This is a genomic window from Anaerotignum lactatifermentans DSM 14214 (assembly GCF_900142265.1).
Taxonomy (GTDB): domain Bacteria; phylum Bacillota; class Clostridia; order Lachnospirales; family Anaerotignaceae; genus Anaerotignum; species Anaerotignum lactatifermentans.
Genome location: NZ_FRAH01000013.1, coordinates 1 through 25,557 on the forward strand (window position 1 = coordinate 1; position 25,557 = coordinate 25,557).

The following is a 25,557-nucleotide window of genomic DNA, read 5'->3' on the forward strand; positions in this document are numbered from 1 at the left end:
CAATGTACTAAGTGAAGGCATACAATCAATGATAATATAGTCATACCTATCTTTTATCAGTGATACATACTGCTTTAAAATCTGTTCCCTGCTCATAACATTAACTAAAGATACCTCTAAACCAGAAAGCTCGATATTGCCAGGCAAAATATCAATGCCTTCCTCATGGTGTAAAATTCCTTCTGTTGGCATAATTTCTTCTTCCTTGATTACTTTTCCAAGAATTGTTGCCAGAGATACTTCCAGCTGATCTGGCTGCGGATAACCCATACTGATTGTCAAGCTGCCTTGTGGATCGGCATCAATTAAAAGCACCTTCTTTCCTTCCTTTGCCAAACAAATGCCTAAATTAGCACAGGTAGTTGTTTTTCCTACGCCGCCTTTCTGATTTGCAACTGCAATAATCTTTCCCATAAAAATCCTCCTTTTTCCTGAGCAAATTTTATTCTTTTTTTGTTGTTGTTTTTTGTCTAAAAAAATATTATTTAATAGATATAAAAATAGCTTTAATTAGTAATACAAAATAATTCTCTATTTACAACAAAAAGTTGTTTTTTCTGAAAAGAGGTATGCTTATGGCTGCATTTAAAAATAATCGAGGTACTTGGACTGCAAAATTCTACTATACAGACTGGACGGGCAAAAGAAAGCAAAAGAAAAAAGAAGGATTTGTAACAAAAAAGAAGCCCTCCAATTTGAGAATGACTTCTTAAATAAATGCAAATCTACAGTTAACATTACCTTTCGTAACTTAGTTGAAAACTACATGGAAGATTGTAAAGTACATCTAAAACCTACAACTATGGAGAACAAAAAGTTTTTAATTCAAACGAAACTGATGCCTTATTTCTCTGATCTTCCAATTTGTGATATAGATATTTCAATGGTCCGCAAATGGCAAAATGAATTACTTTCTCATGAAAATGGATACTCACAAACGTATTTAAAAACAGTACATAATCAATTATCTGCAATTTTCAATTATGCTGTAAAGTATTATAGATTACCCAGCAATCCCGCTGCCACGTGCGGCTCAATGGGTAAGAAAAAGGCAGATACCATGCAGTTTTGGACACAGGAAGATTTTAATACTTTCATTTCATATCTTGAAGATCAAACACTATACTATGTAATATTTCACCTTTTCTTTTATAGCGGTATCAGAGAAGGAGAACTTCTCGCACTGACTCTTGACGATTTTGATTTTGAAAAAAACACTGTAAAAATTACAAAAAATTACGTGAAAATCGGGAATGAAGAAATCATTCAATCGCCAAAAACTCCCAAAAGTAAAAGAGTCATCACATTGCCGCAGGAAATTATGGACATGGTAAAAAATTATAGTGCAAAACTATATGGGTATTCACCATCAGAACGTCTGTTTTTTGTAAATAAACATGCCATCTTACGAAAGTTAAATAATATTTCCAAACTATCTGGTGTAAAAAAATACGTATACACGATTTGCGCCACCCGTATGTCAAGCACACGACAAAAAAATATAATTCTGAAAAGCAGAAAACCCAAGCTACCAAGATTGAGGATTTGATAGCCTGGGGTTTCTGTTTTTGTATCGTCAGTTATTCAAAGAGGTCATGGACCTTGTAAACAATCTCAATGCGGTTGTCGGGGAATACATATACCTTTTCAATCAGCAGATCGGTCAGCTCAGAGGTCAGCACATCTGCTTCTGCAATCGAGTGAACGATCTCTTGCCGGTTGCTTTGGCGGACCTGTTCTTCTCGCTTCAGTTTTGCCTGGGCGGTGACAGCAGCATAGGCATTTTTGACTTTCCGTATTTCTGCGTCATAAACTGCTTTCTCCGATTTATAAGCGTCCAGTTCGATCTGCCCCAGGAGATACCGTTCAAAGAGAGCTTGCTTCTGATCCCTCAAATCTTCTAACTGTTTCTCGTATTCGGAGCATTTAGCGGCGGTGGCGTCCAGGTGAAGGGTTCCGTCCTCATGTGCAGGCAGCAGGATTTCCAGCTGTTTTTTCAATGTGATAAGCACCGCTTCTTCCAGCCCGGCAGCATCCGCTCGTATAGTATGGCAGCGGCTGTTTGCATCGGCAGTCGAATGGCGGCACATATAAAACGGCTTCTTTTGCGCAATGCGGGAAAGTGCATGGTCACAGCAGCCACAATAAACCTTGCCTTTCAGTGGGTACGCCCTGGCTTTCCGGGCCGGTAAAGAAAACCGGCGCTGCACAGCTTGTACCTTTTCAAACAGCTCTTTCTCAATGATTGCCGGATGGTGGTCGGGAATAATGAACCATTTGTCACGGTCCTTCATGCGGCTCCGCGTACCACCCACTTCAATGACTGCCCGCCGTCCAATGACGTAGGAACCGATATAGCGTTCGTCCTCCAGGATGCGGAGAACCGTAGAACTGCTCCAGCGGCCACGAGAGCGTGAGACATCGTGGTACTGCTGCCCATGAGCGGCTTTATATTCTCCTGGGGTTGGGATGCCCCGCTTAAACAGTTCCCTGGTAATGGCTGCCGCTCCAATGCCAGTTGCCGCAAGCTGGAAAATGAGCTGTACCACCACAGCAGTTTCCGGGTTTGGCTCCATTCTGCCATCGGCGCTTTTGCGATACCCATACGGGCAAATCTTACTCTGATATTCTCCACGTTGCATTTTGGCGTATTTGGCACTTTTGGTTTTCATGGACATATCGCGGCTGTAATACTCGCTGATCAAATATTTGAAAGCCACATCCATCCCGCCGGTATCACCTTTGTGCTGATCGCTGTCGAAATCGTCATTGATGGAGATAAACCGGGTGTGAAACAATGGGAACACCCGCTCGATGAAGTAGCCGGTTTCGATGCTGTTTCGCCCAAACCGAGAAAAATCTTTTACAATGATGCAATCAATCTGATTGGCCCGCACCAATTCAATCAGCTCCTGGACTTTGGGACGCTCAAAATTTGTCCCGCTATATCCGTTGTCGATAAATTCCAGAACCTCTGCGTCAGTGGACTCCAGCATGGAAGAAACGAACTCGTTCAGCACAAGGTGCTGGTTCTCAATGCTCATGCTGTCGTATTTGTAATCCTCCAGGGAAAGACGGATATATAGGGCGATTACATATTTCTGCATTGGTTCAGCACCTCCTCGCAATGTTCAAATTCGCTTTGAAAACGGAAATGAACTGTAATCTGTTTCTCCCTGGAAACCTCCACACGTTCAATCAGCCGGTCAATCAGGGCTGCCGTCAGCTGGCGATCTTCCTTGATATGCTTTGCATCCTGGGACAGCATTTTATACTGTTCCAGCTGCCCGGCAATAATCGCAAGCCCCGCTTTCAGATGCTCGATTTCCTTGCTGACCGCCTCGATTTTGGCTTCGTACTTCTCTTTGAAGGCAAAATACTCGTCTTGTGACAGATGGTTCTGGATCAGACCCTCATACAATCCGCGCTGGTAGGTACGCAGCTGTTGGATTTCCTGTTTCCGGCTGGCAATTTTAGCCTGAATACTTTTCTGCTCCTCAGCTTCTTTGGAGAGGCTTTCCAGGCCGATTGAGTATTGCCCCAGCGTGGTATCAAGCTGCTCCTGTATCATATCGGCCAGGGCATCCAACAGCTCTTTTTCAAAGATAAACGTGCCAGGGCAAGCGCCTTTCTTGATGCGGTTGTTGCTGATGCAGTGGTAGACATATACATCCGGGGTCTTTTTGCGGACGCATTTTTGCCGGTGAAGGCTGTGCCCACAGTGGGCGCAGAAAATTTTCCCTCTCAGAAGATTGGGGGACCAGGAATGTATTTCCCTGTCCTTGGCCTGTTGTGCAGCATGGTCTAAGGCTTTTTGTACAGCATCGAACAGCTCTCTGCTCACAATGGCCTCATGCGTATCACGAACGACCGTCCATTCATCGGCGCTGGCCCTGACCTGTTTGTGGTCGATGACCTTGGAGACGCCCTGCACAAGATCGCCGGCATAAACGCCTGCCCGGAGAATTTTGGCAACCGTGCGCGTCTGCCAATTCCCATTTCCAATCAAATTCTCATGTGTAATCTCGCCCAGCCTTTTCTTATAGTGGCTTGGGGAGAGGACCCCAGCCTCGTTTAATCGAACTGCAATGGTGTTTAGGCCATCGCCTTCAGCGGCCCACTGAAACATAGTTTTGACCACCTCAGCCGCCACCGGGTCAACGATCAGTTGGTGGCAATCATCGGGGGCTTTCAAATATCCATAGGGTGTACGCCCGCCAACGTACTTGCCATCTTTCATTGCCTGCCGCTGCTGCGCTTTGATCTTTTTCGCTATATCCAGCGCATAGGCTTCGTTAATCATGTTCCGCAGAGGAATGATAATGCCATCATGGGCATGATCCGGGGAGGAAGAATCATAGCGGTCGTTTACAGCGATAAATCGAACCCCCTGTGTGGGAAAATACCGCTCGATATAGTAGCCAGTGTCAATGACATTCCGCCCCAGGCGGGAAAGATCTTTGACAATGACACAGTTGATAAGGCCCGCTTCAATATCGGAGAGCATCTGCTGGAAGCCGGGCCGGTGAAAATTCGTACCCGTTGCACCGTTGTCAATGTAGGTTTGAACCACGATGATTTCCGGGTTCTGCTCCAGATACCGGGCGATAATCAGCTGCTGGGTTTCAATAGAGGCAGTACGGGTATGCTTATCCTCAACGGAAAGCCGCACATAAACTCCGGCACGGCAAGTTGTATCTATCTCCGGCGCAGGAAGCACCGCAGTTTCTTTTCTGCTTTTTCTTGCCACAAATTATCCCACCTTTCTTTGGCTTGTTTGCTCCGCCAACTGAATCAGTTGAATGGCTTTCTGGTATTCATCCTGATATGTGAAGGTGATCTCCAGTTCCTTTTTCCCAATCACCTTGATACTCTGTATCATGTGAACCACAGCTTTGCGGTCAAGGGTCTCCATCGTGGAAAACTGCGTGAAATGGGAAATCCAACGGTTCCGCTCACTTCGGTTTTCCAACACATCGGACAGCTTATCTTTCAGCGTGCGGATCGCTTCTTTCGCATTTTCCGCAGCCCTTGTGTATTTGGCTTTATAATCGGTGTATTCTTCTTTGTCGATTGTGCCGGTAACCAGGTTTTCGTAAAGGCGGGCCTTAAACTCCAACGCCTGCGCCAACTGCCGCTCATTGGCTGCGATGTGGGAAGCGTATTCATTCGCCAGCGCCTGGTTGATGTTGCTCTGGTCGATGCCGTCCAGAATGGCTTGCAGGCAGGTCACATTGTCTATGTACCCCTTCAGGCTGTCTTTGACACACTCCACCAGATCGCTCTCCTTGAGCATCACAGGATTGGCACAGCCATGCTTTTTCCCGGTGGGGCAGTAATAATAGTGGTATTCCTTGCCTTTGACCCGGTTCGTTTTCCGCGTCATGCGCGCCCCGCAGCAGCCGCAGATCAAGATGCCGGAGAACAAATATACCGTATCTTTCTTTGGTGACGTGCGGGTATCCAGCCTGCGGATACGCTGAACAAGCTCGAAATCCTGCTTGGGAATCAGTGGCTCATGGGCGTCGGGAACGCGAATCCATTCAGAGGATGGCCGCTGCTCCATCTGTTTGATTTTATAGTGCGGCGTACCCTGTTTTCCCTGTACCAGTGTGCCAGTATAGGTTTCGTCCTGCAAAATGCGGATAACCGTCGTAGCAGACCATTTACAGTCCTCTTTGTCTGTGTATCCATGTTTGGCATAAGGGAAACCGTTGTTTTTCTTATAGGCCAGTGGCGACAGGACGCCCATCTCATTTAAGGTAGTGGCGATCCGCAGTGCGCTTGTCCCATCCAGACGCATACGGAAAATGTCCTGGACAACACGGGCCGCATACGGGTCTGGTACAAGCAGGTTTTTGTTTTCCTCTGACTTCATATAGCCGTAAACAGGGAAAGCCCCAACAAAATCTCCGTTCCGCCGCTTTATATCCAAAGAGGTACGGGTTTTGATGGAAATGTCCCGGCAGTAGGCTTCGTTCATAATGTTCTTGACGGATACGGTCAAGTCGTCCCCGCTGTTCTCATGGGCAGTGTCGATATTATCCGTGATGGCAATAAAGCGAACCCCATAAGCGGGAAACACCCGCCGCAGGTAGCGCCCGGTTTCGATGTATTCCCGCCCCAGGCGGGAAAGGTCTTTGACTATGACGCAGTTGATCTTGCCATCGGTAATATCCTGCATCATTTCCTTAAACGCCGGACGGTCAAAAATGATACCGCTGTAACCATCGTCGATTTTTTCGGATATGATTTCAATGTCCGGGTTCCGTTTAATAAAATTCTCAATCAGCTTTCGCTGATTGGTAACGCTGTCGCTCTCGCTGGAGCGGTCATCTGTGTAAGACAGACGAATGTAAGAGGTTGCCTGATATTTTGGCATGAAAAAGCACTCCTTTCCTCCCGGAAGCTCCCGCAAGAAAAGAGTGGTTTTTGAGGTTTTCAGTTTTCATCCTTTTCCAAGTCCATCGTAACATGGTCTTTGGAAAAAATCGAGGATGTCAGTCATCTCAAAATTCCTTGCAGGCATTCCTCCAATGTGACCCCGTTGTTGGCAAAAGCAGCGTTTACCACAAAATCGCCACAGCGGAAGCGATATGGATTTTTGATTTGGTGAAGAAAGGCTGCAATCCGTTCCTCTTTGGGTAGTGCCTTATCTACCGCAACTTCACGGATGTCAACCAATTCATCGGTTGTAGCTGGTGAACAGGCTTGCATCAACTGGCTCATAGGGATACTCCTTTCTTTGTGGTCGTGTTCAAAGTTACATGAATACGCTGGCAGCCGAAACTGCCAGCACATGGTATCTAACTTTGAAAGGCAACCCCCATCGGCGCTCATGCACCGATGGGGAATCGCCGCGAAATCAATTTGGTTATCACGCCACATTTGCCACGCATCCCTGACGCTGGGGACAGAACAGGTCTCCGCTGGCGCGGCTGTCATAACTCCGCAGCGTCGTTCATAGCGTGCGCCGCAGGGTTCCCCCCAAGTCTTTGGCGGGCCGTGAGGAAGTATCTTTAAGCCCCCGCGCAGTCATCGCGCCGGATGTGCCACCATCCGGGTCACAGGGACGTTGATCGCTCCGAAACAGCTTGTCCATCACCTCCTGGCTGCTCCATCTTCGCGGCGCCCTGCACTCGCTCATACGCGGGTTATGTACCTGTTCTGCCGTGTATTCAGTTGTCAAAGATCAGCGAAGGAAAAATCCCCTTCTTGCTAACCATGACAAAAACAGGCAGTTTGTCCTGCCTGTAATGCGATTTTTTTGAAAAATATTTTTGCCTTGCCGCTTCAATAAGAGCCGCGGGCGAGTCAAGCGTACAGCAAGCACAATAAAATAGGTACTATCGTACTCAAATACACCTTTTATAAGGTTCTTCCTGCAAGGAAATGGGCACGATAAAATATAAACAAGGAGACGATAGTGCCTATGGAACTGATAAAAGAGCTGGGACGAAGGATACAAAAAGCGCGTAAGGAAAAAGGACTGACGCAGCAGGAACTCGCAGATCTGAGCCACGTTTCTCTGAAGCACGTTCAAGGCTGCGAAAGAGGGGTGAAGAACCCTTCTTTTGAGGTCCTGCGCGCTTTTTGCAAAGTCTTGAATTTATCTTTGGATTCCCTGATGAATCTCGACCTGCCAGAAGATGAGCAAGCCGCCAACGATATGCGGCAGCTTTACCTTTCGTGCCCTCCGGCTGCCAGAAAAGTGCTGTTAAACTCGACCCGTGCGTTGGCTGATGAGCTGAAAGAGATGGTGCAGACGGCCGGAGTTGGCCCAGATGAACATTTAGAGGATAAGTAAGCCGGTGGAGGAATAAAAACCCCCACCGGCTTTCTTTTGCCGCTATGCGGCGGTCAGGTTATCGGGCTGTGTCCAGCAGACGCGCCAGCTTCTTCAGTCCGCGACGGATGCTCGCCCACACGCGGCGGCGGTCGGTGCCCTCGATCTGGGCGATCTCGGCCACCGTCATGCCCAGGTAAAACCGGGCGTAGATGCGCCGGGCCTGGATGGCGGGCAGCTTCATCAGCGCAGCATACACTTCTTCCCGTAGCTGTTTCTGCTCCAGAATTTCTTCCGGGGTGAGTGGCCGGTTGAGTGCATCGTTTTCAATGCCATCCTCCCGGTTCAAAGAATAATGAGCCTTATGCCGGTACTTCCGGCGTTCGTAGGCGGCATCGTCCTGCTCCTGGCCCCGGATCGCGGCCAGGACTTCCTCAGCCACGTCCACAAAGACATCGGTTTTATATGTATCGGGATACAGGTCCCGAAGATTGATCTTCTGCATGATGTACCTCCGTTTCAATTCACTGGTTGACGGGTGAACCGAAACGAAGGCGGCGGGCGGCACCGTTCGGGAAAATTCCCGAAAAAACGACAAGGAAAAGCGCCAGTTTCCGATGTACGGTGGCTGGCGCTTTTTATATGCGTCTTATAAGTCTTATGAACCAGCCACGATAGTGCCTGTTCATAAGCAGATGGGGGCCGGTTGGCGGCCAGGCTTTTTTTGGCAGGTAAATCCCTGCCGAATTATGTAGAAACCCTCTGTGCTTCACGGCGGCTCCCTCCGCGGGCCGCCGTGTCAGCGTGTAGTCGTCACTCCTTTGTCGAGAGCATAAGGAACGGCGGCCTTGATTTTGTCAAAGCCGCCGTAAGGTTGAGTATAGGGCATGGCGATTGCCTGCTGAACGACGGCTTTTTTCTTTTGCCGTCGTCCGGCAGGTAAAACTAATTATTTTGCTTTCCTGTTCAGCCCTTTCAGAATGAACAGTGCCAGAACAACACAGACCAGTAGAACGATGATACCAATGAAAACCTGAACCATGCTTGCATCGTAATAGCCGGAGATATTGAAAACGGCTGTCATGGGATATACCGTCTTTAGCTGGCTGGACATACTTGCGAACAGTCCGGCGAACGAATAAATTTCAGCAAATACCAGCGCCAGCCAGTAACCTTTTTTCATCCGGGCCACCAAAGCGATAATCGGAGAAATGGCAAAGAACACGCCGATCCCGTCCAGAAGATATGTTTTCAGGTTTCCCAAAACAAGACCAATGGAAAGAACTTCAAAGTGCAAAACGGCCTCAACGAGAAAGGTAATCGCAAAAAGCAGAAGATAGATTAAGACGCTGAACACCAGAGCAAGCATCATTTTGGAGAGTGTCAGCTTCACTTCATCCACGGGAATGAGCCGCAGGGATTTCAGGGTGTCCTCCTGTTCCTCTCGGCAGATCATATAGCTGCCCAGCAGGGCAATGACCGCAGGCAGCACATAAAAGGTGGCAAGGGATTGGGCCGCTGTCATAAACCATCCGGCCCCGTCGATATAGCGGCTTTCATAGAACGTGAACTGCCCCTGTGCAAAGACAATCAACGCCACCATAACTGTGGCAAACCCGGCAATCCACAAAATTTTGGAACGGCGGAGTTTCCGGCGCTCCGCCCAAAGTAAAAGCTCCATTTCAAATGCACCTCACTTTCTCTTTTTCAAAGCAGCCCCAGCCAGCAGGACAGAAGCAACGCCCCACACACCTATGCAGAGGAACGCCCCCGGAATGTTGAGGGGCTGGGTAATTACGACACCCGGAATATCCCGCATGACAATGGCGGTCATACTGGACAGTGGATGCAGGTACATATTCACCATTAAGAGGATAAAGCCGAGGAACGTATAAACCAGTGTCAGACAGACGGGAAGTATATAGCCTTTTTGCGCTGCGGCAACCGCCAGTACCGGCAGCATGGCAAAGGCGGTCAGCAGAGAGATTTCCATACACTTCCGCAGAAGATAAAGGACGCTCCCGCTGTCAAAGGCAATATAGCCGGACAGGACGCCAGTAAGGATGGACGCGGCTGCGGTAATCAGCATGAAGCAGGCCGAGTACACCAGCACCACAGCAAATTTACTGAAAAAGTACGCCATCTTATTGACTGGCACGATCCAGAGCTGTTTGAGCATATCATATTGGTTTTCGTTATACATCAGCATGGTACACAGCATCCCCAGCACCACCGGCAGGATAATCCACGGGGTATAGCTGAACGCCGTCCACTTGTAAAACTCGATGGGTTCCACGCCGGTTCCCTTAACACTTGCGAAGTAGAACACGGCGGCCAGCGGCATAAACAGAGCTGCCAGCAGCATGAGCCAGATAAACTTTCTCCGGCGCAGCTTTAGAAATTCAACCTGTATCAGTTTAAGCAATGCCCTCTCCCCCCGTAATCTGCTTGAAATAGTCCTCAAGGGTATCATTGCAGATTTGGGAGCTGATAACAGCCACATCCTGCACCACAAGGGCCTTGTTGATTGCCGCCATATCCAGTGCGGTGTCATAGAGCCGCAGGTTATGTTCGTCCTGCACCGCATAATCCGTCACATGGAACTGCCGTTCCAAAATCAGAGAGGCTTTGGGGACATCCGACACCTGAAGCTGGATGTATTTCCGATTTTTCTTTTCCAAATCCTCCATGCTGCTTTCTTCCAGCAGTACGCCGTGGTCGATGATGCCAATATCATCCGCCAGAAGTGCGATTTCGGAAAGAATGTGGCTGGAAATCAGGATGGTTTTGCCACGATCCACGCTTAAATCCTTGATAAAATTCCGCACTTCGGCAATGCCGATGGGGTCAAGCCCGTTGGTCGGTTCATCCAGGATCAAAAGCTCCGGGTCATGCAGGATGGCGTTGGCAATGCCGAGGCGCTGCTTCATACCGAGAGAATACTTGCTGAACAGCTTTTTGTCCCGGTAAGGAAGCCCCACGACTTCCAGTGCGTTCTTGACGGCGTTGGGCCGGGGCGTCCCGCGCAGCTTCGCAAAGATTTCAAGGTTTTCTGTGCCGGTCAGGTTCGGGTAAAAGCCGGGAGTTTCGATGATAGCCCCAATACGGGGATAAATGCGTTTCTCATGGCCTTTGATGTTCTGGCCGAACACATCCACTTCGCCGGAAGTGATTGGCGTAAGGCCCAAAATCATTTTCATAATGGTGGTCTTACCGGCTCCATTTCGGCCCAAAAGCCCGTAAATCCGGCCCGGCTTCACATGAATATCCACAGAACTGACGGCGGTTTGCTCGCCGTAAATCTTCGTCAGCTTTTTGGTTTCAATCACAAAGTCACTCATAAAGATGCCTCTCTTTCTTATTCTGCTTCATTTTTCCAAATGACATAGTTGTAAAGGCTGCCATCCGGGGAATAGTTGATGAACAATTTGAAATCGCCCTTTTCACAGGGAATGACAAATTCAACACGGATTTGGTCGGAGTGTTCCGGCACATAACAGGACACCTCCGGGGAAGCGTCCTCCGGCAGTCCGCCCAGCTTATCGGCTTCTTCCTCCCATGTTTCCTGTATCGCCTCCGCAGAAGTGTTGTCCTGTACGCCCTGCGGCAGCGCATTGAAGAAAGTTTCAAAATCTCCATCCATCATCTGGTTAAAGTATTCGGTTGCTTCCTCTGTAATGGCCTGCTGGTCGGGGGCCTCGCTGGAAGATGGGGCGGCCTGCTGGCAGGCGCAAAGTGAAAAAGTGAACAGAACACAGAGGAATAAACTAATCAATCGTTTCATAGGTCTTTCCTTTCAGTAAGATTGCTTTTTTAGAGCCACGACGGATGCGGCGGCAAATGCGGCACCAATCAGGAGCAGCGAACCGGCACAAACAAGCGGCGAAGTATTGGGTAAAACGCCTTGCATTAGGCTTTCTACCATAGCTGCGGCTGCTTCGGAAATATGGGGATAAATCCCCATCACGCTTGCCAGCGGGTGTATTCCCGTAAGGTAAGCCGGGGCAATGACTACGGGAACCAGATAAAGCAGCGTCATGCCAATAGGCAGGATATATCCTTTTGACAGCGTGGCAAGAAACACAATCGGAAGCATGGCTATGGGGATCAGAAGCCCGCCCGTCAGATACAAAAGGCCAGCATCCATCAGTGTTTGGGCGTTCAGGTCGGAAAATCCCCCGGCAATCAGCCCGCCGACAACACATAAAAGAAAGGTAATCAGGCACAGTCCCACGGACATCAGGATCACCACAGCGACTTTTGAAAAGTATAGCTGCGCTTTTGTGATAGGAATGATGAGCAGTTCTTTCAGCGTGTCGTTCTTGTGTTCGTCAAAAAATAAGGTTGTGGCGAACATTCCCAGCACAATCGGCAGGAACAGGCTGGACAGGTTCTTAAACGCCAAAGTGTAGAGGTCGCCAAAGCTATCCATGTAGGGGCTGCTCCTTGCAATGCTGCAAGCCCGCTCAATCGCAAATGCTCCAAACAGCAGCGTCAGAGCCAGAATACACCAGACAATCTTATTTCGCTTCCATTTCTGGATTTCAGTTGCAATGATCGTCATGCGGTTTCCTCCTTTCATGGTTCCCATTATAAAGGCCAAACCTTGCCATAACCTTGCCGAGAAAAAATTTTTTCAAAAAAAGCTCTGTGATTTCACAGAGCTTTCGGAAGTATGATGGTAAATGTTGTTCCAGCTTCAAGGATACTGTCTGCCGTGATGGTTCCTTTATGGACGCTTACCAGTTCCTTAGCAATGGAGAGGCCCAGCCCGTTCCCTTTGGCAGATCGGGAGTGGTCGCATTGATACATCCGCTCAAAGATATGGGGGAGATCAGCGGCGGAAATCCCTTTCCCGTTATCAGCCACTATGATTTTTGCCTGCTGCTCCGTTTCGGTCACGGTCAGGGTCACTTGTCTTGCGCCGCTGTGCGTCAGGATATTTTGCAGCAGGTTATTGAGAATACGGGTGTAGGCGGTAGGGTCAACCCTCGTCATGTATTCTGTTTCGGGTATCTCAATTTCATAGGTGAGATTGTGACTTTCCAGCAGCGGCACCCAGTCGGCCATGATGTCGCGGGAAAGCTCGTTCAGGTCGCAGACTTCAAAATGAAAAATCTGCTCCCCGGCATCCAGCTTCACCCATTCAAACAGGGCGGTCACAAAGTCTTTCAGGTGGTGGGCTTTTTCCATAGCTACCCGAATATATTCTTCCTGCTCGGCCCCTGTCACCATCTTGCTTTCCACGGCTTCCAAATAGCCCACCAGAGAGGCAAGCGGCGTTTTCACATCATGGGAAAGGCTTGTCATAAGCCGTTTATAAGCCTGCTCGGATTGCTTCTGCTGTATCAGTCGGGATTGGCTGCTCATAGCAATCTCGTTGATGTCATAGCAGATTTGTTTCGTCAGATCGCTTTCCCGCGCCAGTACACGGCGGTTCAAGTTCCCGTTCTTTATATCTGCCAGAGCGTCTTTGATAAGGGAAAGCTGGCCCCGGACGCGGTGAAGTTTTGCCAAAAGGTAACCGATTACCAGTAGGGCAATCAATAGGGCCAGCAGCAGATAAAGATTTAACTCCATGCTCATGCCTCCTTATTGAACCGATACCCCACACCCCGGACGGTTTGGATATAAAACGGCTGTTCTGGATTTGGCTCAATCTTCTTCCGTAGTTTACTGATAAAGGCCATGATATTGTTATCGTCAAAGTCGTATTCTTCCGTCCATACCTGCGTGTAAAGTTGCTTTTTTGTAAATACCCGTCCCTTATTGGACGCCAAAACCAGAAGCAAATCAAATTCCTTGCCGGTTAGCTCTACCGGGATATTTTGGACATTCACCGTCCGATTGACTTTATCAATCACCATATCTTTCAGAAGTATGGTGGCGGCCTCGTTCCCGGTCACGGGATTTAGGGTGGTGTAGCGCCGGATTAGGGAATTGACGCGGGCCATCAGCTCGTTAATGCTGAAAGGTTTTGTCAGGTAATCGTCCGCCCCCAGCCGCAAGCCGGAAACCTTATCTTCCTCGTCGCTTTTGGCAGTCAGCATCAGCACCGGCACATTATTTTTCTCCCGGATTTTCTGCAATACCTGAAAGCCGTCCATACCCGGCATCATCACATCCAGAATAATCAGGCAACAGGTGTCTTTGTTTTCTCCCAGCAGCCGTAAGCCCTCTAAACCGCCATGCGCCACCACCGCAGACAAGTTTTCCTGTTCCACGCATTTCTTCATCAAGGCACAAAGTTCCTTATCATCGTCTATAATCAAAACACTATTCATGTTTCAAAGCCCTCCCTTGCTTTGTCCTGCCGTCCACCGGCTTTTTAGCATCTTTGGGAATTAACCATAGTGTTGCCATTTTCACAGCGCCGGGAATACGGCCAGCTACGCAGTAGTAGTTTATTTGACGGGCAGAAATGCCCCATTTTTCGCCAGCTTCTTTCAAAGTCATGTATTCCATCTCGCATTCCTCCAATATATCCATTATATTTCTTGATCTCGAAGAATACAAGATACAAAGCGTGTCGGAATTATGAATTTAGGCAGAGGCCAAAGCCTCTGCCTAAAAACTAATTGTAAATCAGTTCGTCTTGAATAATTTCCTCTGCCTGCGCTTTCAGCGTGTTCATCAGCCCCACCCAGCGCATAGGGTCACGGGCTTTCAATTCCTCGGTGACGCCTGCCGCCTCCATCATGCGGGGCAGCATGGCGTCCATCCGTTCCCGCCCCGCCTTAGTAAAAGCCGATGGAGACAAATGCCCCACCGGCTTTCTTTTGCCGCTATGCAGCGGTCAGGTTATCGTGCCGTGTCCAGCAGGCGCGCCAGCTTCTTCAGCCCGCGCCGGATGCTCGCCCACACACGGCGGCGGTCGGTGCCCTCGATCTGGGCGATCTCGGCCACCGTCATGCCCAGGTAAAACCGGGCGTAGATGCGCCGGGCCTGGATGGCGGGCAGCTGCATCAGCGCAGCATACACTTCCTCCTGCAGCTGCTTCTGCTCCAGGACTTCCTCCGGGGTGAGCGGCCGGTTGATGGCATCGTTTTCAATGCCATCCTCCCGGTTCAGAGAGTAGTGGGCCTTGTGCCGGTACTTCCGACGCTCATAGGCCGCATCGCCCTGCTCCTGGCCCCGGATCGTGGCCAGGACTTCCTCGGTCACATCCACAAAGACATCGGTTTTATATGTATCGGGATACAGGTCCCGAAGATTGATCTTCTGCATAATGTACCTCCGTTTCAATTCACTGGTTGACGGGTGAACCGAAACGAAGGCGGTGGGCGGCACCGTTCGGGGAAATTCCCGAAAAAACGACAAGCAAAAGCGCCAGCTTCCGATGTACGGTGGCTGGCGCTTTTTATATGCGTCTTATAGGTCTTATGAACCAGCCACGATAGTGCCTGTTCATAAGCAGATGGGGGCCGGTTGACGGCCAGGCTTTTTTTGGCAGATAAATTCCTGCCGAATTATGTCGAAGCAGTTTTTGTTTCACGGCGACTCCCTCCTAAAGCCGCCGTAATCTTTAGCGTATGGTCGTCATTCCTTCGAAGGGTACAAAAGAGCGGCGGCCCTGAATTTCTTCAAAGCCGCCGGTACATGATAAAGGCATGGTAATTGCCTGCTGAACGACGGCTTTTTTTCTTTTGCCGTCGTCCGGCAGATGTTGATAAGAAATTTTCTAAAGTAGATTGCAATTATAATTCGTTGATTGTTTCAGTAATTGCCAAGTTGCGTATGCGTTTTGCCGGAGCGTAAACGGATATAACACATGAGAAAATGACCAGTAAAAGTATGATTGCAATCGAAGTAAAAGGAATCTTCCAAATACCACCAAAATGGGTAATAACAACCTTTACATAAATCAGATGGTGCAGCAGCAATCCAAGTACAACCCCGGCTACTGTGCCGCAAATAGAGTATGTAGCAGCTTCAGCAGCTATCATTTTTGTTACCTGTCTGCTTCCCATTCCAACCGCACGCATGACCCCATATTGCTTAATTCTTGCAGATACGCCCATTGAAACGCTGTTCATAATATTCAATATGGTAATAAGGGAAATAATCGCCAAAAAACTATACGCAGCAATTCGGAATACCCAATAAGAGCCACTTACTTCGCTGTTTTTCTCCCTGCTATCTGCAATTATATTTCCCTCTGCCAAATCGTAAATTTTATTTACTGCCATTTCGGACACATCTTTTTCCAATACAACGCCTACCATAGCGTAATCCTGTTCTCCTGTTAAGCGCGTATAAGTTTCTTCCGAACATACCACAACTGCTGAACCACTAACGCTTCCTACACCCTCGGACACAACGCACCCAATTTCAAGTTCTTCGTCTCCAATTTTAACCTTATCTCCGACATTCAAGGCGGTGTATTCACTATATACTGCCAACACATATTTGGAATTTCCATATATCTTTGACATATCTCCGCTGATAACGGATTTTTTGAAGCTGTCCATCATGGTATCCCCGTAGGAATATAGATCAACCGTTTCCGCATTTCCGTTAATTTCAGCAGGACATTCTATACTATACATCATGCCAAAAACAGACTCTATTCCTGGTATCTCCGAAATTTCTTCTGCCAAACTCGGGTCTATGGAATTCGAATCATCTTGACTTGCGATCGTAATGTCCGGAGTAAAATCACTCACCGACGGAAGCAGCTTATGAACAATATCAAGGCAGGCTGAGAATGTCAGAAAGAGCATAATCGTAAGTGCAAAGGAGCCTGTCATAAGGATTAAATTTTTCTTAGCTCCTGTTGCATGATGGATACCAAGAGAGGTTTCCACTTTGAGAAATTTGGTATTTGCTGCATGGACAATTTTTCCCGATACGCCTGTGTTACCAGATATTGCTGCCACAGGGGAAACCTTTGACGCCTGTTTAGCCGGTGATTGGGCTGCGATAAATACAGTGATAATACCGACGGCAGCTCCACAAAGGATACCGTTTATACTCACCGAAAACAGCGGCATATCTACCCATTCGCCTTTTACGATAAATTTTAATACCGCACACGATACCCAACAAGTTACTGTTCCCAATGCACAGCCAATAGGAATTGCGGTTTTACACCAATTCAACGCCTCAAGCCTAACAAAACGTACAATCTGCTGTTTGCTTGCACCAATACAGCGCATCATTCCAAAAAATTTTGTCCGTTGCGCCACATTGCTGTTCATACAGCTTGAAATCATAAAAATTCCTGCGATTAGAATGATAACAAAGCAAGCTACCGCTAAAGGATAAAGCGCATTTATACTTTCATTTGTACTTGCTCCCAACAGGCTCAAAACGGGTGTATTCTCACTGACATTTTCAGATGTGAGGGAATACTGCTCTTTTATATTGGCAATCGTTTTTTTCAAACCGTTCTCATTCTTAAAGCGAACATAAAATCGAGACATGGATTCCAACCCATTTAGGCTTCGCACTTCATCAAACGTGGCTCTGCACATATACATACAGGTCCCGTCAATAATATCGTTAAAATCCTCGTCATCTTCATAAAACCCTGATATAGTATAATTAAAATCTCCCGCAGGTGTATTCAAGATAATGTTGTCGCCTATCTGGAAGTTAAAGAGTTCCTTTGCGTCTGCACTAAGAGCAACTTCTTTTTCGTTTTGTGGATATGAGCCTTCCAACGGATATTTCATAATATCCGTAACATAAGTTTCCTCAATACCATACAGCACAGCATTTTTCCCATTGATATAATAACCCTGGTCTGCATTAACATTTATATCATCATACCAAGAAGAATACGCTACATCAGAGCTATCTATAATCTGTTTTGCTTCATCTTCGGACATATTTTGAAGAATAATGTGCCAATCGCCATGATTACTCCTCATTGCCATTGTTTGTCCATTTGTCCACATCTCTAACAAAGAAAAAATCGAGGTGACAAGAAAGACAGCAAGAATGATACAAATGCGTGTCATGCGGCTTTGCCGCCTATGCACCTTTGCAGAAATCGGGATCAAGCTCAGATAACTTTTCATTCCTTGCACCTCCCCAAATCCGTCACCACACCGTCCGACACCCGCAAAATGCGATCGGCGGTCTGGGCGATACTCTGACTGTGGGTAATCATAACGATGGTCTGCTCATATAGCCTGGAGGCTTCTTTCAGCAGAGCGATCACCTCACTGGTATTTTGGGTGTCCAGGTTGCCGGTTGGCTCGTCGGCCAGGATCAGGGCCGGGCGGGTAATCAGTGCGCGGCCTATCGCTACACGCTGCTGCTGGCCGCCGGAAAGCTGGCTGGGCAGATGGCGGCGGCGTTCTTTCAGGCCCAGCACCGTCAGCAGTTCTTCCAGATACTTTTTGTTTGGCTTCTGGTAGTCCAGCAGCACCGGGAAGATGATGTTCTGTTCTACCGTCAGCTCTGGGATCAGGTTGAAACTCTGGAAGATGAAGCCGATGTTTCGGCGGCGGAACACCGTCAGGTTACGCTCTTTCATCGAAAAAATATCTTTTCCGTCAATGAACACCTTCCCCGAAGTGGGAGTGTCCAGCGCGCCGATCATATTCAGCAGCGTACTTTTGCCGGAACCAGACTCACCGACAACCGCAACAAACTCACCTTTGGGGACGGAGAAGGTGGCGTCTTTCAAAGCATGAACCGTAGCCTCGCCGGTCCCGTATGTTTTTGAGATATTCTTAACTTCTAACAAATCCATATCGTGTAACACCTCTTTCTGTTTTGATGTAGAAAGAGTAACACGTCAATCCTACTGCATTATGACAAGAACCCTACAATTTTGTAGGAATTGCAGAAATAAAAGCAACGGCCTTGATGGTTATCTCAAAGCCGTTGCTTTTATGTATGACGCTATTTATTTTGTAATTGTCTTTGCCTGATCTTCGGTAATATAGTCGTACTTTACCATCTGTTTGACCACATATTTCTGCCGCTGCTCCGCCAAAGCGGGATTTTCTGTCAAGGAGTACACGGAGGGCGCATTGGGAATCCCCGCCATGAGGGTACACTCATAATCCGTCATCTCAATGGGAGATTCACTCAAATAACCTTCGCAGGCGTCACCAATGCCGTAATAGCCATCTCCAAAATAAATGGAATTGACATACAACTCCAGAATTTCCTCTTTCGTGTAAGCGCGTTCCAGCCGGAACGCCATAAACATTTCTGCTACCTTGCGAATAAAGCTCTTTTCCTGCGTGAAATACATATTTTTTGCAAGCTGTTGCGTAATTGTGCTGCCGCCTTCCCGCAGGCTCCAAGTGGTTAGGTTATTCCATGCGGCCCGTCCTATGGCAATCAGATCAATTCCAAAATGCTGTTCAAAACGATGATCCTCAACGGCCACAACGGCATTCAGATACATTTCAGGAAGTCCTGATAATTCCGTATAGCCCGGATCTGACTGAATTTCCTCTACTTTGCTTTCAAGACTTTGCTGGGTCAGCGCCGCCTGATACATCTGGTAGCCACGGCCAATCAACACACATCCTGCCATAACCGCTGCGGCAATTACCAGAAGCAACAGCCGCACAATGGTTTTTCTCAATGTCCTCATGGCGCGCTTTTCCCTATGTTTGTATCGGCTCATAACTGCCGTTACAGTTCGTTGATGGTTTCCGTCACCGAGATGGTTCGTATCCGTTTTGCCGGAGAATAAGCGGCAAGCACCGCCGCGGCAATGACAAACAGGACGATGACGGCCAGCGACCCGACAGGCAGGCTCCAGGACGCATAAGGGAATTGGTTTGTGATAAGGAAATCGTACATCATTTTGCTGAAGGGCAAGCCAATCGCGCAGCCAATGAAGCAGCCCCAAAAAGCATAGGTGAAGGCTTCTGCCAGAATCATCTTGGAAAGCTGGCGGCCATCCATGCCCACCGCCCGCATGGAACCATACTGCTTGATGCGGGCCGATACACTCATAGAGATGCTGTTCATGATGTTCATCACAGTAACCAGCGTGATAATACCAAGGAAAGCATAGACGCAGGCAACAAAGGCAAAATAGGTGCCGGATGTACGCTCGTCCCGCTTATCGTTCATGGTATAACCGTTTTCCTCCACGATCTGACGAATTGCGGCCACGTCCTCATCCGTCGCGCCGGAAGTTGTCTGAATCATAATCAGTGAATAGTCGGTGATACCAGTCAACCGGGTGAATGTCTCGCCAGATGTAATCAGCGTGATCTTCCCGCCAGTAAGGCCATCTCCGCTGAACGGGTCATATTTCAACAGCCCGGCAATCGTGAGCTGCTCGTTCCCTACAAGGATGGTATCACCTACGGCCCAGGAACTGTTCTGATCCCAGGTTGCAAGGACATACCCGCTGTCGCCATAGACCTTTGATAAGTCACTGCCCCAACGAAGCGTACCGTCTTTTTGGAGAGCCTTCAGGTCAAAATCGTCAAAGGAAACCAAATCCACAGTGCTGGAAAGGGTCGTGTCTCCGTCCAGGCCAGCAGCCACGTCGAAGCTGCTTCTGCGTCCGTAAACCTGTTTGACACCTTCCATATTTGTAAGTGTCTGCACCAGATCGCTGTCAATAGAATTAGCCCCATCGCTGCTTGAAATGTCAATATCAGAGGTGGCAGCCGATTGCGGCATCAGGTGATCGACAAAATCAATCAGGACAGAAAAGCTCAAAAACAGAATAATACTCAGGGCAAAGGAGCTAATCATTAAAAACAGGTTCTTCTTTGCGGCCACAGCATGATGAACCCCCAGCGTTGTTTCAATCCTGAGAAAGCCTGTATGGACGGCGTGGTGACCCGTTTTTACCTTTTCAGAATTTCCAGTAACCGCCGCAACGGGAGAAACCTTTGCGGCGTGTTTGGCCGGAGTCCTCGCTGCCAACAGGACGCTAATCACTCCAACCAAAATACCACTGACAATTCCAATGCCGCTGATACCAAACAGCGGAATGTTGGAGAATTCTTCCCCGACAAGAAATCGTAAGACAGCGCATAATACCCAGGAAGCCAAAATTCCCAAGACAAGGCCAATGGGAACGGCGGTTTTGCACCAGTTCAGGGCTTCCAGACGGACAAAGCGGATAATCTGCTGCTTACTCATGCCGATGCAGCGCATCATGCCAAAGAACTGCGTGCGCTGCGCCACACTGCTGTTCATGCTGCTGGAGATCATCAGTACCCCGGCAATCAGAACCAGCAGAAACATTACAACCGCCGTAACCATCAGCGTCTGTCCCATTACAGTGTCCACCAGACTGTCAACGAGCGAAAAATCACCATGTTTATCTGACAGCCTGGATTGTTCAATCCGAGCGCCCATTTCCGCCATGCTGAAAATAGCTGTGACCATAAACACGGCGAAAATGATGCAGAGCAGCGTCATGCGGTTTTGCCGCCGGTGAACCTTTGCAGAGATGGGGATCAGGCTCAAATAACTTCTCATTCCCGGCACCTCCCAAAATCCGTCACCACACCATCTGATACCTGCAAAATGCGGTCAGCGGTCTGGGCGATACTCTGACTATGGGTAATCATAACGATGGTCTGCTCATACAGCCTGGAGGCTTCTTTCAGCAGAGCGATGACCTCACTGGTATTTTGGGTGTCCAGGTTGCCGGTCGGCTCGTCGGCCAGAATCAGGGCCGGACGGGTAATCAGAGCGCGGCCTATCGCCACACGTTGCTGTTGGCCGCCGGAAAGCTGGCTGGGCAGATGATTGCGCCGCTCTTTCAGGCCCAGCACCGTCAGCAGTTCTTCCAGATACTTTTTGTTTGGCTTCTGGTAGTCCAGCAGCACTGGGAAGATGATGTTCTGTTCTACCGTCAGTTCCGGAATCAGATTAAAACTCTGGAAGATGAAGCCGATATTCCGTCGGCGGAATACCGTCAGGTTGCGTTCCTTCATCGAGAAAATGTCTTTACTGTCGATGAACACTTTGCCGGAAGTGGGAGTGTCCAGTGCGCCGATCATATTCAGCAGCGTACTTTTGCCGGAACCAGACTCACCGACAACTGCAACAAACTCACCTTTGGGGACGGAGAAGGTGGCGTCTTTCAAAGCATGAACCGTAGCCTCGCCGGTCCCGTATGTTTTTGAGATATTCTTAACTTCTAACAAATCCATATCGTGTAACACCTCTTTCTGTTTTGATGTAGAAAGAGTAGCACGTCAACCCTACTGCATTATGACTGGAATCCTACAGTTTTGTAGGATTCAGAAAATTGATGGTAAAGGTTGTCCCTACACCTAACGTACTATTCACCTCAATCGTTCCATTATGATCTTCTATAATCGCTTTCGCCAATGGCAATCCCAGACCAATTCCCTGGGTATCTTTTGAAAAACGGCTGCGGTAAAACCGCTTGAAAATGTGTGGCAAATCCTCCGGGTGGATACCGCTGCCATTATCGCTTACGATAATCTGCACCATAGAAGCGAAAGCCCGCCATGTAAGACGGATGGTAGCTCCCTCCTTAGTATGGTCAAAAGCATTTTTCACGATATTGCTGATTGCTTCGATCAGCCAAGTCTGGTCGCAGACAAGGGCGACTTCCTCATCCCCTGAAAGAACAAGAGTTTTTTCCTGCTGTTGTGCCTGATAGGCAAAATGCCTTTCGATATAGCCCATCATATCCGCAACATTTTGTGGCTGTTTATCCAATGTTATGGTTCCTGCGTCCAGTTTGGTAATTTTCAAAAGGTTTTGCACAAGACTTTCAATTCGATCCAACTCCTGCTCAGAGAGGGAGGCAAATTCTTTTAATTCCGAGCTGTTCTGCACCTCTTGCTGCATTAAACCATTATAAATGTTGAGGGCAGCCAATGGCGTTTTCAACTGATGGGAAATGTCTGAGATGGTATCCTTCAGAAAAGTTTTGGCACGCCCTTCGTTCTCAGCATGGGCGTTCAAAATCGTGACCAGAGAATTGACCTCATGGAACAGCCGGTACAGGTCACCCTCATCATCACACTCGATACGGGCATTCTGGTTCCCAGCTATGTATTCCCGAATCTGTGTGATGGCCTCATTCATGGTCTTGCTTTGATCTCGGAAATACCAATACAGAGCAGTGCAAATAATGAGCGCCATCAACAGGGCAGCGATTGCCACATAAAGGGCCGCGTTATTCAGTCCCAGGCAAATTGTGAGAACGGAAGCTGCGGTGAACACTGCCACCGATAGCAACACATACAGAAATAGCCGTTTAATTTTTCGATTGACCAGTATTTTCATGGCTCACCTCATCCCGTTGTGTTCCATTTATACCCCATACGTCGGACCGTCACAATCTTTTGAGGATCAGCAGGGTTATCTTCTACTTTTGTTCGGAGTCGCCGGATATACACAGTCAGAGTATTGTTATCAATGTATTTCTCATCACAATCCCAGAGCTTGCTCAGAATTTGCTCTGGAGAAAGAATGATGTTCGGGTTTTCCATAAACAGGCACAGTAACTTATATTCGCTGGCTGTTAAGTCAAGCGGTGTCCCGTTTTTAATAACCTTTTGCTTGAGAAGCTGAATCTGTATACCATTGGATTGCAGCTCTGTCTCAGCCTGTTCCTGATTAAAGTTTTCACTACGCCGCAGCAAGGCATTGATCCTGGAAAGGAACACAGCCAGTTTGAATGGTTTTGTCATATAGTCATCGCCGCCAATGTCAAGACCCATGATAATATCCGTTTCTTCGTCGGCAGCCGTCAAAAACATGATCGGCACTTTGGAGGACGCCCGGATTTTCCGGCACAGGTCAAAGCCTGATCCGTCCGGCAATGTCACATCCAAAATCACAAGATCATAGTTACCATTCGTCCACAACTGTTCAGCTTCAACGCTGGTACGCGCAATCGTCAGTTCATAGCCTTGCTTCTTGATTGCAAAGGACAGGCCGTTGATTAAACTCAAGTCATCCTCCACAAAGAAAATGTGCTTCATTTGTTTTCACCATCCTTACAGCGTGTGCTTTTGAATCTTCTGTCGGCGGGCTTTTGAGCGCCTTTGGGTATCAGCCAAACGGTTCCCATTTTTACTGCGCCGGGAATACGATCAGCCGCACAATAGTAGTTTATCCGTCGAGGGGTCACACCCCATTTTTTGCTTGCCTCTTTCAAAGTCATATAGTCCATGTTCATGCCTCCATAAAAGCCATTATAGTTCTTTTTCTCGAACAAAGCAAGAATACGGAGTTGCGCTGCAAAGTTATAGATAAAGGTTTGCAGAGTGACTGGCAAGCGATGCCTGTGGCTATCCAGATAGCCCCACGCGCTTGTTGAGGGAAGTCCCCCAAGCCCCCTTGGAACACAGATTTTCAATCTGTGGCTGCGCGTTCTTGCGAACGCTTTTGACCGCGACCAGCTCACCGCTGGCCGTGGTCTTTTTCTTTCTGTTGCGGTTCGGTCTGCTCCATCGCCAGGACCCGATCCACATTGTTCTTGACCGTCAGCAGCTCCCGCATGGCGGCGCGGGCCTGCCGGTACTCTCCATAAGCCTTTTTCTTGTCCGCCAGCAGCTGGGCGTACTCGGTCTGAAGCTCCTTGATGGTGGGCAGCTTCTTCACATTCAGCTCGTTGAAGGCTTCCTTGGCCGCCTGGTGCAGCAAGATTTCCTCCTCATGCTCCTGCCGGAATTTCTTTGAATATCCAGCCTTGCGATAGGCTACATAGGTCTCGCGGGTCTTGGCGTAGTTGACGATGTGGGTGCGCAGCACGGCAATCTCGGCCATGCGCTTCTCGGCGGCCTTGATCTGATCGGACAGCGCATTGTAACGGGCCGTCGCCTCTGCTGTTTTTGCTTCTAGATCGGCATAATCCAGCAGCCCGTGTTCAGACAGGTAGTTGAGGGTCTGTGCTATCTGCTTGAGGTTGAACACCTTGGCCCAGCGGACGTACCCGGCACCTTTCCTGGCCTGGAGTTTTGCCTGGATGTCCACCAGCAGATTGACCTTGGACGGAGCGGCCTGCGGAGCAGATTGCTTGCGGGGCGTATGCTCTTTCTGGCCGGAGAGGACCGCCAGCAGATCGTTCAGCGTGTAGCCGTCTCCCAGCCGGTCAAAGCGGACGTTGTTGCCCCAGCCCTCCGCGCCGATGGAGATGGTTTTTCCACGCCGGTGAACGGTAAAGCCGTCCTGCTCCAACAGGCGCAGCAACTCCTCCAGGCTGGCCGGTTTCTGTGCCAGCGCCCGGTCAATAGCCTGGCGCAGCTGCTCTTTGTGGGAGGGCTTTGCCGCATCGCCCAGCCACTTGTTGTAGCTCTGGCCGCGCCGCTTTGGAGCCTCCACAATGGAGTAGCCGTTTTCGATGCAGATGGTATCGCTCAGACGGTGGACAGCGCGGGTGCTGCCCCAAAAGTTGCGGAACTTGCGGTCACACTCCAGCGTGGTGGAGTTCCATATAATATGGTTGTGGACGTGAGCCTTGTCGATGTGGGTACAGACGATGAAAGCGTGCTTGCCCTTGGTGAAGCGCCGGGCCAGCTCCACGCCCAGGCGGTTTGCTTCCTCCGGCGTGATCTCGCCCGGCACAAAGGACTGCCGCAGGTGGTAGGCAATCACATTGTCCGCACCGCGCACCCGGCCGGTGCGGGCGGCGTAGGTCTGCTTGTCCAGCAGGAACTGCGCATCGGCCACGCGGCTGTCACACTGGTAGCTGGTGATGAGCCTACCGTGGTCGGTCTTTTCTGGATTTTTTACATAGTCGATGATGTCGCTGATCGCCTTGCCGACCGTGCGGCCCTTGCCGGCGTGCAGCGGTATAATGCGGGTGGTGGCCATGTGGGGTCCGCCTCCTATTCCAA

At 48.9% G+C, this 25,557-nt stretch carries 27 protein-coding genes and 1 pseudogene; 3 read left to right on the forward strand and 25 right to left on the reverse strand.

The features are described from left to right. Positions 1–414, reverse strand: a 414-nt coding sequence (locus tag BUB35_RS05075) for a ParA family protein (protein ID WP_159432863.1), incomplete at its 3' end; no start/stop codon positions are given. Between the two features lie 161 nt (positions 415–575). On the opposite strand from BUB35_RS05075, the gene BUB35_RS18460 reads away from it, so the two are divergent. Beyond that, complete coding sequence (locus tag BUB35_RS18460) at positions 576–713, forward strand: Arm DNA-binding domain-containing protein (protein ID WP_159432864.1); 138 nt, start codon at positions 576–578, stop codon at positions 711–713. 23 nt (positions 714–736) lie between these two features. After that, the gene (locus tag BUB35_RS05085) at positions 737–1,549 is read left to right on the forward strand and encodes a tyrosine-type recombinase/integrase (protein WP_330391101.1); all 813 of its coding nucleotides are present in this window, start codon (positions 737–739) and stop codon (positions 1,547–1,549) included. A 31-nt stretch (positions 1,550–1,580) separates the two neighbouring features. Here the strand turns inward: BUB35_RS05085 and BUB35_RS05090 are convergent, their stop codons facing one another. From BUB35_RS05090 to BUB35_RS05105, 4 genes are all read right to left on the reverse strand, one after another. Then, entirely contained in the window at positions 1,581–3,107 is a 1,527-nt protein-coding gene (locus BUB35_RS05090) for a recombinase family protein (RefSeq protein WP_072849781.1), read from the reverse strand. Beyond that, entirely contained in the window at positions 3,092–4,750 is a 1,659-nt protein-coding gene (locus BUB35_RS05095) for a recombinase family protein (protein ID WP_072849783.1), read from the reverse strand. Before BUB35_RS05095 ends, BUB35_RS05090 begins: the two co-directional genes overlap by 16 nt. Before the next feature lie 3 nt (positions 4,751–4,753). Then, complete coding sequence (locus tag BUB35_RS05100) at positions 4,754–6,382, reverse strand: recombinase family protein (protein WP_072849785.1); 1,629 nt, start codon at positions 6,380–6,382, stop codon at positions 4,754–4,756. Positions 6,383–6,504: 122 nt separating this feature from the next. Beyond that, entirely contained in the window at positions 6,505–6,729 is a 225-nt protein-coding gene (locus tag BUB35_RS05105) for a DUF6870 family protein (protein ID WP_176927043.1), read from the reverse strand. A 703-nt stretch (positions 6,730–7,432) separates the two neighbouring features. On the opposite strand from BUB35_RS05105, the gene BUB35_RS05115 reads away from it, so the two are divergent. Beyond that, positions 7,433–7,807, forward strand: coding sequence for a helix-turn-helix domain-containing protein (locus BUB35_RS05115; RefSeq protein WP_084730578.1), 375 nt, complete (start codon positions 7,433–7,435; stop codon positions 7,805–7,807). Between the two features lie 58 nt (positions 7,808–7,865). Here the strand turns inward: BUB35_RS05115 and BUB35_RS05120 are convergent, their stop codons facing one another. The 20 genes and pseudogenes from BUB35_RS05120 to BUB35_RS05215 form a co-directional block, all read right to left on the reverse strand. Continuing rightward, complete coding sequence (locus tag BUB35_RS05120; RefSeq protein WP_072849789.1) at positions 7,866–8,291, reverse strand: RNA polymerase sigma factor; 426 nt, start codon at positions 8,289–8,291, stop codon at positions 7,866–7,868. 444 nt (positions 8,292–8,735) lie between these two features. After that, a complete protein-coding gene (locus BUB35_RS05125) occupies positions 8,736–9,467 on the reverse strand; it encodes an ABC transporter permease (protein WP_072849791.1) in 732 nt (243 codons plus the stop codon). A gap of 12 nt (positions 9,468–9,479) precedes the next feature. Next, the gene (locus BUB35_RS05130; protein WP_072849793.1) at positions 9,480–10,211 is read right to left on the reverse strand and encodes an ABC transporter permease; all 732 of its coding nucleotides are present in this window, start codon (positions 10,209–10,211) and stop codon (positions 9,480–9,482) included. After that, complete coding sequence (locus BUB35_RS05135; protein ID WP_071433747.1) at positions 10,204–11,127, reverse strand: ABC transporter ATP-binding protein; 924 nt, start codon at positions 11,125–11,127, stop codon at positions 10,204–10,206. The genes BUB35_RS05130 and BUB35_RS05135 overlap by 8 nt, the downstream gene beginning before the upstream one ends. Before the next feature lie 17 nt (positions 11,128–11,144). Next, positions 11,145–11,570: a DUF3887 domain-containing protein gene (locus tag BUB35_RS05140; RefSeq protein ID WP_072849795.1), complete on the reverse strand. Its 426-nt coding sequence runs from the start codon at positions 11,568–11,570 to the stop codon at positions 11,145–11,147. Between the two features lie 12 nt (positions 11,571–11,582). After that, on the reverse strand, positions 11,583–12,350 hold the full coding sequence (locus BUB35_RS05145) for an ABC transporter permease (RefSeq protein WP_072849796.1): 768 nt from the start codon (positions 12,348–12,350) through the stop codon (positions 11,583–11,585). 92 nt (positions 12,351–12,442) lie between these two features. Beyond that, a complete protein-coding gene (locus BUB35_RS05150) occupies positions 12,443–13,366 on the reverse strand; it encodes a sensor histidine kinase (protein ID WP_071433753.1) in 924 nt (307 codons plus the stop codon). 2 nt (positions 13,367–13,368) lie between these two features. Then, complete coding sequence (locus BUB35_RS05155) at positions 13,369–14,070, reverse strand: response regulator transcription factor (RefSeq protein ID WP_072849797.1); 702 nt, start codon at positions 14,068–14,070, stop codon at positions 13,369–13,371. Then, on the reverse strand, positions 14,063–14,251 hold the full coding sequence (locus tag BUB35_RS05160; RefSeq protein WP_071433757.1) for a helix-turn-helix domain-containing protein: 189 nt from the start codon (positions 14,249–14,251) through the stop codon (positions 14,063–14,065). The genes BUB35_RS05155 and BUB35_RS05160 overlap by 8 nt, the downstream gene beginning before the upstream one ends. 109 nt (positions 14,252–14,360) lie before the next feature. Then, positions 14,361–14,513: pseudogene (locus BUB35_RS05165) on the reverse strand (TnpV protein); the annotation flags it as partial. 74 nt (positions 14,514–14,587) lie between these two features. Then, a complete protein-coding gene (locus BUB35_RS05170) occupies positions 14,588–15,013 on the reverse strand; it encodes an RNA polymerase sigma factor (RefSeq protein ID WP_072849801.1) in 426 nt (141 codons plus the stop codon). A 470-nt stretch (positions 15,014–15,483) separates the two neighbouring features. After that, the gene (locus BUB35_RS05175) at positions 15,484–17,811 is read right to left on the reverse strand and encodes an ABC transporter permease (protein WP_072849803.1); all 2,328 of its coding nucleotides are present in this window, start codon (positions 17,809–17,811) and stop codon (positions 15,484–15,486) included. Next, positions 17,808–18,491: an ABC transporter ATP-binding protein gene (locus BUB35_RS05180; protein WP_072849805.1), complete on the reverse strand. Its 684-nt coding sequence runs from the start codon at positions 18,489–18,491 to the stop codon at positions 17,808–17,810. The genes BUB35_RS05175 and BUB35_RS05180 overlap by 4 nt, the downstream gene beginning before the upstream one ends. Before the next feature lie 156 nt (positions 18,492–18,647). After that, positions 18,648–19,349: a biosynthetic peptidoglycan transglycosylase gene (locus BUB35_RS05185; RefSeq protein WP_040917449.1), complete on the reverse strand. Its 702-nt coding sequence runs from the start codon at positions 19,347–19,349 to the stop codon at positions 18,648–18,650. A 41-nt stretch (positions 19,350–19,390) separates the two neighbouring features. Further along, on the reverse strand, positions 19,391–21,208 hold the full coding sequence (locus BUB35_RS05190) for an ABC transporter permease (protein ID WP_072849807.1): 1,818 nt from the start codon (positions 21,206–21,208) through the stop codon (positions 19,391–19,393). Then, the gene (locus BUB35_RS05195; RefSeq protein ID WP_072849809.1) at positions 21,205–21,888 is read right to left on the reverse strand and encodes an ABC transporter ATP-binding protein; all 684 of its coding nucleotides are present in this window, start codon (positions 21,886–21,888) and stop codon (positions 21,205–21,207) included. Before BUB35_RS05195 ends, BUB35_RS05190 begins: the two co-directional genes overlap by 4 nt. Positions 21,889–21,961: 73 nt before the next feature. Further along, complete coding sequence (locus BUB35_RS05200) at positions 21,962–22,999, reverse strand: sensor histidine kinase (RefSeq protein ID WP_072849811.1); 1,038 nt, start codon at positions 22,997–22,999, stop codon at positions 21,962–21,964. An 8-nt stretch (positions 23,000–23,007) separates the two neighbouring features. Then, positions 23,008–23,700, reverse strand: a complete 693-nt coding sequence (locus BUB35_RS05205; RefSeq protein WP_007045920.1) for a response regulator transcription factor — start codon at positions 23,698–23,700, stop codon at positions 23,008–23,010. After that, the gene (locus BUB35_RS05210; protein ID WP_072849813.1) at positions 23,697–23,891 is read right to left on the reverse strand and encodes a MerR family transcriptional regulator; all 195 of its coding nucleotides are present in this window, start codon (positions 23,889–23,891) and stop codon (positions 23,697–23,699) included. The genes BUB35_RS05205 and BUB35_RS05210 overlap by 4 nt, the downstream gene beginning before the upstream one ends. 230 nt (positions 23,892–24,121) lie before the next feature. After that, positions 24,122–25,534, reverse strand: a complete 1,413-nt coding sequence (locus BUB35_RS05215) for a relaxase/mobilization nuclease domain-containing protein (RefSeq protein WP_072849815.1) — start codon at positions 25,532–25,534, stop codon at positions 24,122–24,124. Positions 25,535–25,557 lie beyond the last annotated feature (23 nt).

Bases quoted from the DNA above. Each gene is read 5' to 3' on its own strand.
- BUB35_RS05100 (WP_072849785.1), bottom strand. From the start codon at position 6,382: ATGCCAAAATATCAGGCAACCTCTTACATTCGTCTGTCTTACACAGAT.
- BUB35_RS05205 (WP_007045920.1), bottom strand. From the start codon at position 23,700: ATGAAGCACATTTTCTTTGTGGAGGATGACTTGAGTTTAATCAACGGC.
- BUB35_RS05145 (WP_072849796.1), bottom strand. From the start codon at position 12,350: ATGACGATCATTGCAACTGAAATCCAGAAATGGAAGCGAAATAAGATT.
- BUB35_RS05170 (WP_072849801.1), bottom strand. From the start codon at position 15,013: ATGCAGAAGATCAATCTTCGGGACCTGTATCCCGATACATATAAAACC.
- BUB35_RS05180 (WP_072849805.1), bottom strand. From the start codon at position 18,491: ATGGATTTGTTAGAAGTTAAGAATATCTCAAAAACATACGGGACCGGC.
- BUB35_RS05185 (WP_040917449.1), bottom strand. From the start codon at position 19,349: ATGAGGACATTGAGAAAAACCATTGTGCGGCTGTTGCTTCTGGTAATT.
- BUB35_RS05090 (WP_072849781.1), bottom strand. From the start codon at position 3,107: ATGCAGAAATATGTAATCGCCCTATATATCCGTCTTTCCCTGGAGGAT.
- BUB35_RS05195 (WP_072849809.1), bottom strand. From the start codon at position 21,888: ATGGATTTGTTAGAAGTTAAGAATATCTCAAAAACATACGGGACCGGC.
- BUB35_RS05120 (WP_072849789.1), bottom strand. From the start codon at position 8,291: ATGCAGAAGATCAATCTTCGGGACCTGTATCCCGATACATATAAAACC.
- BUB35_RS05105 (WP_176927043.1), bottom strand. From the start codon at position 6,729: ATGAGCCAGTTGATGCAAGCCTGTTCACCAGCTACAACCGATGAATTG.
- BUB35_RS05135 (WP_071433747.1), bottom strand. From the start codon at position 11,127: ATGAGTGACTTTGTGATTGAAACCAAAAAGCTGACGAAGATTTACGGC.
- BUB35_RS05115 (WP_084730578.1), top strand. From the start codon at position 7,433: ATGGAACTGATAAAAGAGCTGGGACGAAGGATACAAAAAGCGCGTAAG.
- BUB35_RS05125 (WP_072849791.1), bottom strand. From the start codon at position 9,467: ATGGAGCTTTTACTTTGGGCGGAGCGCCGGAAACTCCGCCGTTCCAAA.
- BUB35_RS05175 (WP_072849803.1), bottom strand. From the start codon at position 17,811: ATGAAAAGTTATCTGAGCTTGATCCCGATTTCTGCAAAGGTGCATAGG.
- BUB35_RS05200 (WP_072849811.1), bottom strand. From the start codon at position 22,999: ATGAAAATACTGGTCAATCGAAAAATTAAACGGCTATTTCTGTATGTG.
- BUB35_RS05210 (WP_072849813.1), bottom strand. From the start codon at position 23,891: ATGGACTATATGACTTTGAAAGAGGCAAGCAAAAAATGGGGTGTGACC.
- BUB35_RS18460 (WP_159432864.1), top strand. From the start codon at position 576: ATGGCTGCATTTAAAAATAATCGAGGTACTTGGACTGCAAAATTCTAC.
- BUB35_RS05150 (WP_071433753.1), bottom strand. From the start codon at position 13,366: ATGGAGTTAAATCTTTATCTGCTGCTGGCCCTATTGATTGCCCTACTG.
- BUB35_RS05215 (WP_072849815.1), bottom strand. From the start codon at position 25,534: ATGGCCACCACCCGCATTATACCGCTGCACGCCGGCAAGGGCCGCACG.
- BUB35_RS05190 (WP_072849807.1), bottom strand. From the start codon at position 21,208: ATGAGAAGTTATTTGAGCCTGATCCCCATCTCTGCAAAGGTTCACCGG.
- BUB35_RS05160 (WP_071433757.1), bottom strand. From the start codon at position 14,251: ATGGAATACATGACTTTGAAAGAAGCTGGCGAAAAATGGGGCATTTCT.
- BUB35_RS05155 (WP_072849797.1), bottom strand. From the start codon at position 14,070: ATGAATAGTGTTTTGATTATAGACGATGATAAGGAACTTTGTGCCTTG.
- BUB35_RS05140 (WP_072849795.1), bottom strand. From the start codon at position 11,570: ATGAAACGATTGATTAGTTTATTCCTCTGTGTTCTGTTCACTTTTTCA.